Raw genomic sequence first — 12,531 nt, forward strand, 5'->3', positions numbered from 1 at the left:
CGTGAAAAGAGATTTACTATTTATCATATTATTTTTACCGCTTTCTGTTTTTTCTCAGAAAACAACCATATTAAAAGGTACCATAAAAGACACTAATAAAACTGTTATAGAAAACGTATCTGTAGAATATGGATCAAAGGGAACCATTACTGATAAAAATGGTAATTACTCAATTAGAATACCGTATAAGAAAGAAATTACTTTAAAATTTAGTCATATTAGTTATAAAACTATTTTTCATAAAATTACGGCAAAAAGTAGAAATGCAATTCGCTACTCTCCTACTTTAATTCTTAAAACAGAATCGTTACAAGAAGTGGTTGTAAAAGACAATAGAAAAGCTGCTAGCGGAATCACTAAAATTGACGTAAACAAAGCAAAAAATATTATTGGCGCCAATGCAGGTGTAGAAAATATTTTAATGACTTTACCTGGAGTAAATAATAACAATGAGTTAAGTACACAATATAATGTTAGAGGTGGTAATTTTGATGAAAACCTTGTTTATGTAAACGGAATTGAAGTTTATAGACCTTTTTTGGTTAGATCTGGTCAGCAGGAAGGGCTAAGTTTTATAAACTCTAATATGGTTCAGAATATAGATTTTTCTGCAGGAGGTTTTCAAGCAAAATATGGTGACAAGCTATCTTCTGTTCTAGATATTACATACAAAAAACCAACGGAAACCGTAACTACTATAAATGCAAGTTTATTAGGTGGTAGCTTAACTTTCGAAAGTCCGTTTTTAGATGATAAATTAACTTTAATCACTAGTTTAAGATATAGAGATAATAGCTTGTTTGTAAACAGTAAACAAATTGAAACAAACTTTAGACCAAAATTTACAGATTTACAATCTTATATCACGTATAGAGTAAACAACAAAGTTAGTATTAACTATCTGAGTAACTTTTCTTTAAACAATTACAATTATCAACCAATATCTAGAAGAACAAGATTCGGTACTGTTGCAAATCCTTTAGAATTAATTGTTTTTTATGAAGGAAAAGAAGAAAACAACTATTTAACGCTTTTTAATGCTTTGTCTGCAGATGTTTCTGTAAATGAAAATTTATCTTTCACAAGTACAATTTCTTCATACAACACACAAGAAGAAGAGTATTACGATATTGCGGCTTCTTACAATTTAGGAGAAGTTGATGCTAATATTGGCTCTGAAAATTTTGGTGAAGTAGATTTTTCCCAAGGAATTGGATCACAATTAAATCATGCTAGAAACGATTTAGATGCTTTGATTAATAATGTTCAACTAAGAGGAACTTATAAAAAAGACCGACAACAATTAAATTTTGGTATTAAATATCAACATGAAGATGTTAGAGAAAGAATAAGAGAATGGGAAGTTATTGATTCTTTAGGATTCTCTGTAAGACCACCAAATCATATTTCAAATAATCAACCTTATGAATCTTTTGAAGGACCAATTACACCATTTCAAAATATTAGAAAAGATAATAATGTATCTATAAATAGAGTTTCGGGTTTTGTTCAGTTTAATGAGCGTTTATTTATGGGCGACAGTGAATTTTGGTATAATATTGGAATAAGAGCACATAATTGGAGTGTTAAATCTGGCTCTAAAACTTCTAAAAGTCAAACAACCATAAGTCCTCGAATTCAAGCTTCAATTAAACCTAATTGGCATAACGATATGCTTTTTAGATTTGCGGCTGGTTGGTATTCTCAACCACCTTCGTATCGAGAATTAAAAGATTTTAACGGTACTATAAATGAGAATGTAAAAGCTCAAAAATCTATACATTTAGTTGCAGGTATGGATTATAGTTTTGATTTATGGGGAAGACCTTTTAAGCTTACATCAGAATTATATTACAAAAATTTAAATGATATCAATGCTTATTCTGTTGATAATGTTAGAATTCGTTATAGAGCAGATAATTTAACAACAGGTTTTGCTCACGGAATAGATTTAAGATTAAATGGTGAATTTGTACCTGGAAGTGAAAGTTGGGTGAGTTTAGGTTATTTAAAAACAGAAGAAAACATAGAAAATAGAGGTGATATTTCTAGACCAACAGACCAAAGATTAAAATTTGCTGTTTTATTTCAAGACTATGTGCCAAATCTACCAAATTTAAAAGCTTATTTAAACCTAGTTTATAACACAGGTGTTCCTGGTGGCGCGCCAGCTTACGCAGATGTATATCAATTTCAAGAACGCCTTCGTGATTACAAAAGAGCAGATTTAGGAATTTCTTATGTTTTTACAGATGCAAACAAACAATATAAAACTGGCTGGTTATCTAATTTTAAAGAATTAACAGCTGGTTTAGAATTATTTAATATGTTTGATATACAGAATTCTATAACCAACACTTGGGTTAGAGATGTATATTCTAAAAATCAATTTGGGATTCCTAATTTTATGACTGGAAGAGTTCTTAATTTTAAAATAAGAATTAAAATTAATTAATTTAATGTTAATTCAAAATTACCTTTTTTACTTAAAAATAAAGAGGGTTTTATATTGACTACTTTCATTTTGTAAGATTTTCCTTTATATTGTCTAGTCTGATCTCCCCTCCAAAACATTTTATCATTGAAAGAACTTGCGTAATAAAGAAACTTAGGATCTAATAAATACCTTAACAATTTCTTTTCCCCTGGCTTATAGTGAAACCAACCGATTGTTTCCCATTGGTCTTTAGTATTTTTATGTCTTAAAAGTAATTGAATTTTTTGATTTGTATTATTATGAATAACAAGTTTTACTGCATGAATTTCTTTTGTTAAAGAACCTTTATCGTAAATAAACTTAGATTTTATTTCACCACTATCAAAATAATCGTACCAAGTACCTGTTTTTTTATCGTTAAAATAACTTCCTTTTTCATCTAGAAAATATTTTCCTGATAATGTTTCATAATATATTTTGCATTCTCCGTTCCTTAAACCATTTATAAATTTAGTTTGTTTTTTAAGTTTACCACTTTTGTAATATATTTTAAATGTACCATTTTCTTTACCAGAGGTATAATTACCTGACTCTTTAATTAATCCATCTGAATAATATTCTTTATATGAACCAGTAATTTTGCCATTTAAATAGTTAACACTTTTCTTTAATTTACCATTATAATGATATTCTTTTTGATAACCTGTTTTTTTACCATTTACGTAATTAGTCATTTCTTCTAATGCACCGTTTTTGAAGAATATTTTCTGTAAACCATCTAACTCATCATTTTTATATTTTTTTAAAATTTCAGGTTTTCCATTTTCAAAATAATAAGAATACTCTCCATTGTAACCGTGCTCATTATATTCTATTTTAGACTTTAGTTTACCATTTTTATGGTATGTATACTCTGCAGTCTGTCCGCTTATTTCATCACCTTTATAAATCCCCTTGAATAATAATTTATCTTTTTCTAAATATTTAAAAGCAGTACCGTCCTTATCACCATTAACATAATTAATCTTTGCTCTAAGAGAACCGTCTTCAAAAAACTCTAGATATTCACCATTATACTTTCCCTTAGTATAATTTATAATAAAATTTGGCGACCCGTCTCTGTAATAATTAAAATATAAGCCTTCTTCATTATTATCGACAAATGTTACTATGGTTTTTAATTGATGGTTGTCAAAATAACTCTTCCACTCTCCTGCTCTTTCTCCTTTAGAATATTTTCCCTCTTCCTTTATTTCACCATTTTCAAAAAAACGTTTAAACAGCCCATCAAAATCCTCATCAACTAAATTACATGTAGCATATATTTTACCAGACTTGTAAACAGCTTTAAATTTATTTGGTTCAATTTCTTTTCCGTTGTCTGAATATTTTTTTTCAATATAATAATCTAAAAAAACACTATTTCCTTGTAACCAGGTTCCTACTTTGTTTCCGTTTATATAATTTCCCTTGAAATAAATATCTCCTTTAGGTACATATCCTTCCCAATAACCATTTTCTTTTCCTTCTTTAAAAGGACCTTTCGCTAAAATTTCACCTGTCTTGTGATAATAAACCCATTCACCTTCTTTTTTACCATCAATCATTTTACCTTCACCAAATAACTTACCGTCATTGTAATTTATTTTTTTAACTTGAGAGTTAATAGTTAAAGTAAAAACGATAAAGAATAAGTAAATTATTTTTTTGTGAAATATTGGCATAAAAGAATAAGTTATAATTTGTAACAGGATTTATTATTTTCAAAAATAAAAAAACGAATTGACTTTCGTCAACTCGTTTTAAATTAATATACTATCTTCCTTTTTCTATTTTTTAAGAAGCTTTTGCATTAATGTACCTTTATCTGTAATTACTTTAATAAAATACACTCCGCTTGAAAAGCGCGATATATCTAAATCTATTTCTTTAGATTTTAAAACTTTTTTACCTACCAAGTTATACATTTCTATAGATTTTACTAATAAGCCATTAGATAATGATACTGTAATGTAATCTTCTGCTGGGTTTGGGTAAATGGTAATATTATCTTTTAAAAACTGATTATCTACAGACAATACTTTACAAGAAAGGTTATAATTTGCTTCTTTGTCTTTTTTCCAATTCGTATTATTAATTGCAGCATCTACATCATCAACCTCAATACAAGTTAAATTCGGATTTCCGGTAGCATCAAAATTTACTAAAGTACTGTTAGCACCATTTTTTAAATTTAAACTACTTAAGTTGTTATTGTTAACAATTAAATCTGTTATACTTGTTAATTTAGAAATGTCTATAGCTTCAATTAAATTGTTTGATACATTTAAAACTTTTAAATTATTATTAACAGAAAGACTTCTTCTCTCACCTGTTATTCTAGATGAAACTACAACTGCATTTGCATTTAATAAACTACTAATATCTGTAATACTGTTTCCAGAAATATTTATACTCGCAGCGTTTGTAAATGCTTCTAAACCTTGCACGGAAGTTATATTTCTTCCACTTAAATCTAAATCACCTGTAAAAGCCTGCGCCTCTTCGTAGGTTACAACTCCGTCACCATCATCATCTAAGCCAGCAAAAGTAACCAAAGCCGTTTCTAAGTTTGTATCGGTAGTATAAACTTCCCATTCTGATGCGCAATCTATATTATAACTTGCCGTTGCATCTTTTTCTAACCAATTTTCATCAGAAAAAACAACATTATCAACAGCGATACAACTAAGATTTTCGTTATTTTTAATATCGAATTCTACAATAGATTGATTATTGCCGTTTCTTAAATAAGCTCTTTCTAGCGCATTATCATTTAAATATAATTTAGTTAATGCTGTATTTTGGTTAATATCAATATTTACAATGTTATTATTCCCTAAATATAACTCTTCTAATAGCGTGTTGTTTGTTAAATCTAAGCCAGTTAAAGCATTATCACTTGCAATTAAAATTTTAAGCTTTGGATTTTTAGATATATCTAAAGAAGTTAAGCCAGAATTTATTACATCAATTCTTGTTAATTCTACATTATTAGAAAAATCTAAATTTGTAATAGTATTATCTCCCATTCTTAAATCATACAATTTTGTGTTTTTAGAAATATCTAATGAAGTAATATTAGTTTCAGACACATATAATCTTTCTAGATTTAGTAGCATAGAAACATCGATTGTACTAATTGCTGTTTTCCATAAATGGATTCTATTTAAAGATAAGTTATTAGAAAAATCCACTGCTGTTAAACCGAAATTCCAATCTAATTGTAATGATTCTAAAGCTGTATTTTTAGAAATATCTATTGATGTTAACTCATTTATATTTAACCATAATCTGGTTAAAGCAACATTATTTGTTAGATCTATGGTTGTTATTTTATTCTCGCCTGCATAACAATATTCTAAATCAATTAAACTACTAATATCTAACGAACTAAGTTGATTTTGATCAATACTTAAAATTTTAAGCTTTGTGTTATTTGATAAATCTACAGTAGTTAATAAGTTATTTCTAACTTCTAAAGTAGTAATATTTACAAACGCTTCTACTCCTGTTAAATCTTCAATTCCCTTATCATTAGCAACAATACCACCAGAAAAAGCTTGCGCTTCTGAAACCTGAATTTCATTATCGCTATTTAAATTAATTAAAGTATTAGAAATTAAAGCAGATTTGAAATTTACATCCGGAATATTAACTATATCTTCTGTAACAAAACCACAATCTATATTAAATAATGATGCGTTAACTGCTGGAAAACTTGATGACACAGTAGTTACATCATCTACTTGTATACATGTTAAATTTGGAGAATTGCTTACATCAAATTCAGTTAGACTTGTATTATTACCGTTTTTTAAATCTATTTTTGACAAACTAGGATTATCACCTGCTAATAAACTAGTTATTGGAGATTTACCTAATTTTAATTCAGAAATACCTGTATTGTAAATCCCTAATCGATACATTTTTGTTTGTGCAGAAAAATCCATTTGAGTAAGGTTAGAATTATCTGCTAACCAAACTTCTAATAAATTAGGGTTATTAAATAGATTAACTGAACCAATATTTGTTTGTTCTGCTGTTAAAATTCTCATTTCTGTTTGAGCAGAAACATCTAGAGAAGAAATAGGATTATTACCAATAGCTAAATTGTCTATTTTGGTATTTGCGCTTAAATCAATTTCTGTTAATTGATTTGCCTCAATCCACGTAATAATTAATTCAGGATTATTTGTTAAATCTAAACTAGTAATCTGATTATTATAGATTCTTAAATCACTTAAAACAGTATTTTTAGTAATGTCTAATGCAGTTAATTTACCGTCAAAAATAGAAAGTCTTTCTAATTTTGTGTTATTGCTAAGATCAATGCTTGTAAAAAGGTTTGCACTCGCATAAAGAAATTCTAGATTTGGCAAATTTGTTACGTCTAAAGATGATAACTGATTATTCAAGACATATAACCTTTCTAATAATGTATTATTTGAAAGATCTAAACCATTCGAAAAAGGATTATCTGATGCATATAACCAAGTTAGTTTTGTGTTGTTTGAAGTATTTAAACTTGTTAACTGGTTACCGTGAACAAATAAATCTTTTAGATTTAATAATGTAGAAACATCTACTGATGTAAACTGATTTCTCATAATCCCTAAACGTTCTAAAGCAGAATTATTGGAAACATCTATTGATGTTAACTGATTGTCATTTACAAATAACGATGCTAAATTTACATTAGCAGAAACATCTATAGTTGATAATTGATTTTCACCCAAACTTACATCAACCAAACTAGTATTATCTGATAAATCTACAGTTGAAATTTCATTTTGTCGAACATCTAAATAAGTTAGACTTGTCATTGAAGCTATACCAGAAATATCTTTTATTTTTCCTGAAACATTAGGTGTAAATTCATTTTCTAAAGGATTTCCAATTTTTAAGCTATCAATTAAAACAGCATCAGTTTTTAGTATTGTACCATTTAAACCATTAGAATCAAAACCAAGATCGATTAAAGCTTGTTCAAAGTTTGCATCAGGTACAGAAACAAGATCATCAGAAATACCACAGCTTGTATTAAAAACGATTCCGTTGCTTATATTTGTAAAATTAGAATTTGCATAACTAACATCATCAACAGTAACACAAGTTAAATTAGGGTTATCTGTAATTTCTGCATATGTTATACTTGAATTATGGCCATTTCTTAAATTTAGTCCACTTAACAGCGTATTTGCAATTACAAAAGACTCTAATTTTGTATGCTTAGATAAGTCTAAAGTTCCTGTTTTTTTAACTTGATTAATGTCTATTTCTTTTAAAAGTAAATTATTAGAAAGATCGATATTGTTAAGCTTGGTATCAAAAATTATAAGCTTTTCTAGTTTTGTATTATTATCTAAATTTAGTTGTGTTAAATTTGTTTTCCAACCATACAATTCTTTTAAACTAGGTTTATCTGTTACATTTATTGTTGCAATTTGATTATTTCCAAAAGCCAAAACTTCTAAAGTATCGTTTATAGCAATATCTAAACTTGTTAAATTATTGGAATTCGCATTTAACAAGGTTAAATTTGTATTATTAGAAACGTCGATTGAACTCAAATTTAATCCTGCAAGTATTAACTCTTTTAGGTTTGTATTTGTTGATACATCCAAAGCACTAATTGTATTCGTTTCTAAGCTTCCACCTAAGTCTTCAAAATTACCACCCAACCATAAGTATTCTAAATTTACATTTGCGCTTACATCTATTGTTGCAATTTGATTATTGTGTGCTCTTATAAATGTTAATGCACTATTTTCAGAAACATCTAAACCAGTTATTTGGTTTCCGTTCACTAAAAGTTGTGTTAAAGATAAATTATTAGTTAAATCTAAATTACCTGTAATAGCATTGTTTGAAGCCCATAATATGGATAGATTTGGGTTTTGAGAAACATCTAAACTTGTCATTGCTTGATTCGGTATTCTTAAAGTTTCTAAACTTGGTAAACCGGTTAAATCTAGCATTGTTATTTTATTGTAAGCTAATTGTATAAAAGTTAAGTTTGGTGAGTTACCAAAGGTTACAGTTTCTAAATTTGATAGTGTTGTTAAATAGACACTTTTTAAATTGGCATTCATAGATAAATCTACACTTGTTAAACCACTACTTCCGCCAAATAGACTAATTAATTCTAAGTTTATATTTTTAGTAACATCTAATTCAGACAAGTTATTACCATCTAAATTTAAATATTTTAAGTTTACATTTTTTGTAACATCAATAGCAGTTAAACTATTATTTTTTGCCCTTAAATAAATTAAGTTAGACATTTTTTCAACTCCAGATAAACTAGAAATTTCTTTATCATCAATTTTTAAGCTATCAATTAACAGTGCATCCGAGCTTAATATATTTCCATTTAATCCGTTAGAATCAAAGCCTAAATCAATTAAAGCTTGTTCAAAATTTGTGTCTGGAATAGCGGTAACTTCTGTAGCAAAGCAATCTAAACTAAAAGCAGCGCTTTCATCTTTTAGCCATGTTGTTGTAACTTGTGATTCTGCAATTTGAATACACGATAAATTTTCGTTTTCTTGTAGGGTAACGCTTGCTATTTCCGGATCTGAAATTAATAATAGGTTATTACTAATATCTAAATTCGAAAGCTTGTTTCCGTTTAAATACAAGTTTGTTAATTTATCTAAATCAGATAAATCAACACTAGTAAAATCGTTATTTTCAATAGAAAACCAATATAAATTTGATAAGCTTGTAAAATCTAAATTCGAAATATTATTGTTATCTATAACTAATACTTGTAACTTACTATTATTAGAAACATCTAAACTCGTTAAATTATTATCAACAAAAGTAAAAAACTCTAATTCTGTGTTTTTACTAATATCAATAGCAGACATATTACCATTAAATCCACCATAAATACGTTTTAAATTTATGTTTTTAGATAAATCTATAGAAGAAATACCAACTCCGTAAAAAGTAATGAATTCTAAATTTACATTATTGCTGACATCAATAGAATTTATAGGATTGTTCGAAAATCTTAGGTCTTTTAAATTGACATTATTAGATAAATCTAATGTAGAAATTGTATTATTTGGGTTTAATTGATGATTATTATCTATGCGAAGTGTTTCTAATAAAATATTATTTGTGACATCTAAACTCGATAACAAATTATCATAAGCTCTTAAAACAACTAGATTTATATTACTCGAAACATCTAAGTTTGTTAACTGATTTCCATGAGCATAAAACTCTTTTAAATTTACTAAATGAGATACATTAATAGCAGATATTTGATTATTCATTATACCTAATCGCTCTAAATAGTTATTATTAGAAATGTCTATAGAAGTTAATTGATTTTCATTTACAAATAATGAAACTAAATTGGTATTATTACTAACATCAATTGTGGTTAATAAATTGGTACCAATACTAACATCTACTAAAGCAGTATTTGTAGATAAATCTACTGTAGTAATTTCGTTTTCTCTTACATCTAAATAAGTTAGGTTTATCATTGAGTCAATACCAGAAATATCTGTTATTTTTCCTAAAACATTTGGTGTTAATTCGTTTTCTAACGGATTTTCAATTTTTAAACTGTCAATTAAAAGTGCATCCGAACTTAATATATTTCCATTTAATCCATTAGAATCAAAACCTAAATCAATTAAAGCTTGTTCAAAATTTGTGTCTGGAATTGCAACAGTTTGGCTAAACATGTTAAGACTAAAGATAGATACTAATAATAAAAATAATTTTGTTTTCATTTTACTGTTTTTTCATAATAACTATTGATAAAGAAATCTAGTAATTCTAGATTTTGGGAAAATTTTTAATTATACTAAGTCAAAAGCTTTCGCATAATTATACCAATCGAATATTGAGGTTAAATTCAACTTTTGCTTAATTCGCTTTCTATGAGTAGAAACTGTTGATGTTTCTATAAATAAACTATTTGCAATTTCACAAGAGGATTTTCCCTTAATTACAAGTGTAAAAACCTCTTTTTCTTTACAAGTTAATGTTTCAAAATATTTTTTATTTTCAAGTACAAACTGTCTATTTCTTTCTAATTCTTCTGAATAAGAAATTAATTTTGGCAAATCTTCTTGTTTGATATTAAAAAAGAAAAGAAAGTCTCTAATAAAGCTAATAGATAATTTTCTATTTATCGATTCATTATCCTTTTTTGAAATTAATTCTAAATTTGACTTATCAAATAATTTAACTACCCCCATATTTTTTAAGCATTTTATAAGCTTTGTAAAATTAATTGTAGTTCTTTAAAAAAAAACCATACTTTAGTATTGTCTTTTAGAACTTTAGAACCCATTGAAAAAAATTACTCTCCTCTTTTTTATTCATATTTTTAGTTTTATTAGTGCTCAAGAAAAACAAAAATCGGTTTATGATGATTTAAAATATTTTGACACTAAAGAGCAAAATCTTTCAATTTTAGAGATAATACACAATTATGAATCAGGTGAATTTCAAAAAGAAGAAAATCAAAAAATTTACAAAATTTTAAACGGTAAAACGTTTTGGTATCATTTCTCTTTAGACAATACTTCAAAAAAAATAGATAAAAAATACTTTACAATTGCCAATACTTATTTAGATTTTGGTAAAGTTTATTTAAAAAAAGGCAATAAAATAGATACTCTTTCTAGTGTTTCTTACAATGAACTTTTTCCGCATAAAAATATTTTTTACAGAAATCCAGTTTGGAAAATTGAAACCGATAGCATTTTAAAAACTGATGTTTTTTTAAGAATAAAAAATAGCACTGGTAGAACTAGATTGGCTCTTTATTTAGAAAATGAAAATGATTTTTTAAAACGAGTACAATCAGAATATTTTTATTTCGGACTTTTTATAGCTTTTTTAATAAGCATGACTCTTATACTTGTCTTTTTTGCAGTATTAAAAAAAGAATATGCTGTTTTATTTTATGCAGCTTACATAGTTACTGTATTTTTCGAATTTTTGGCAGGCAAAGGCTTAGGAGTACAATATATTTGGTCTGATAGCGTATTTTTCATTAACAATGTTAGAAGTTTTAGCCAAACAATTGGTGTGCTATGCATGGGTTTATTCTATTTAAATTTTTATAAATTAAATGCAAATCAAAAAATATCAAAAGGAATTTTTAAATGGGGCGCATACTTAACAATTCCGTTTGTATTACTTTATGTTTATAAATTTTTCTTCGGAGGATTCATAACCTTATATCTTTATGTTTGGACGGTTTTAAAGATAATCGCGTTTATTTGGGTTTTAAATCATATCTATTTAACAATTAAGAAACAATTACCTTTATACTTAGTTATAGCTTTTATTGTACCGATTTTAGCTGTGATAAATGGTCAAATTATGAACCCGGAAGTACAAAATACATTAGCAATTAAATATAGCGGACCAAATATTTATTATTTAGCACTATCATTAGAAATTTTGCTATTTACGCGCTATATTTTTGGTACTGTTATAGATACTCAAAGAAGTTATTTTAAGTTGAAAAAAGTTAGTGATGAACTTAAATATAACTTTCAAAATAAAACCCTAGAAGTACAGCAACAAGAACGCAACAAACTTGTAAATAATGTGCATGATACCTTTGGCGGATATTTAGAAGCTTTAAAACTTAGACTTTTACAAAAAGCAGACAATACACCAGAAAAAGTACAAGAAATTTTAGATGCTTTCTATAAAGACTATAGATATTTACTAAACAGTTTGTATGCTCCTAAAATCAATTCAGAAAACTTTATTTCTAGTTTGATAGAATTTTGTGAAAAATTAGATAAACTTACAAATCAGAAAATATCACATAACTTTAATCTAGACGGTATAGATTTACCACAAGACAAATGTGTTCATATCTATCGAATTATATCAGAATTAACTACCAACGCAATAAAACATTCTAAATCAACCATAATTAATATCAATATTCATCAACAAAAAAATAAAGTTGTTTTTATAGAAGTAAAAGATGATGGTATTGGCTTTAATACTGATAAAATTTCCGATACAAGTTTCGGTTTAAATAGTATAAGAGAAAG

5 protein-coding genes are annotated in these 12,531 nt (G+C 26.8%); 2 read left to right on the plus strand and 3 right to left on the minus strand.

Going from position 1 to position 12,531, the window contains the following annotated elements; translation table 11 throughout:
* Position 1: 1 nt before the first annotated feature.
* Positions 2–2,455, plus strand: coding sequence for a TonB-dependent receptor (locus B5464_RS14275; RefSeq protein WP_079738936.1), 2,454 nt, complete (start codon positions 2–4; stop codon positions 2,453–2,455).
* Here B5464_RS14275 and B5464_RS14280 read toward each other — a convergent pair.
* From B5464_RS14280 to B5464_RS14290, 3 genes are all read right to left on the minus strand, one after another.
* Entirely contained in the window at positions 2,452–4,161 is a 1,710-nt protein-coding gene (locus B5464_RS14280; RefSeq protein WP_079738937.1) for a toxin-antitoxin system YwqK family antitoxin, read from the minus strand. The genes B5464_RS14275 and B5464_RS14280 overlap by 4 nt on opposite strands.
* Before the next feature lie 105 nt (positions 4,162–4,266).
* Positions 4,267–10,233, minus strand: coding sequence for a T9SS type A sorting domain-containing protein (locus tag B5464_RS14285; RefSeq protein ID WP_079738938.1), 5,967 nt, complete (start codon positions 10,231–10,233; stop codon positions 4,267–4,269).
* Between the two features lie 69 nt (positions 10,234–10,302).
* A complete protein-coding gene (locus B5464_RS14290) occupies positions 10,303–10,704 on the minus strand; it encodes a helix-turn-helix transcriptional regulator (RefSeq protein WP_079738939.1) in 402 nt (133 codons plus the stop codon).
* Between the two features lie 94 nt (positions 10,705–10,798).
* On the opposite strand from B5464_RS14290, the gene B5464_RS14295 reads away from it, so the two are divergent.
* The coding region (locus B5464_RS14295) for a 7TM-DISM domain-containing protein (RefSeq protein WP_079738940.1) at positions 10,799–12,531 on the plus strand (1,733 nt) is incomplete at its 3' end.

Source organism: Polaribacter sp. KT 15 (assembly GCF_900143115.1).
Classification (GTDB): Bacteria; Bacteroidota; Bacteroidia; order Flavobacteriales; family Flavobacteriaceae; genus Polaribacter; species Polaribacter marinaquae.

What these genes read in the sequence shown, in the direction of transcription:
- B5464_RS14280 (WP_079738937.1), bottom strand. Translation starts at nt 4,161, where the DNA reads ATGCCAATATTTCACAAAAAAATAATTTACTTATTCTTTATCGTTTTT.
- B5464_RS14285 (WP_079738938.1), bottom strand. Translation starts at nt 10,233, where the DNA reads ATGAAAACAAAATTATTTTTATTATTAGTATCTATCTTTAGTCTTAAC.
- B5464_RS14290 (WP_079738939.1), bottom strand. Translation starts at nt 10,704, where the DNA reads ATGGGGGTAGTTAAATTATTTGATAAGTCAAATTTAGAATTAATTTCA.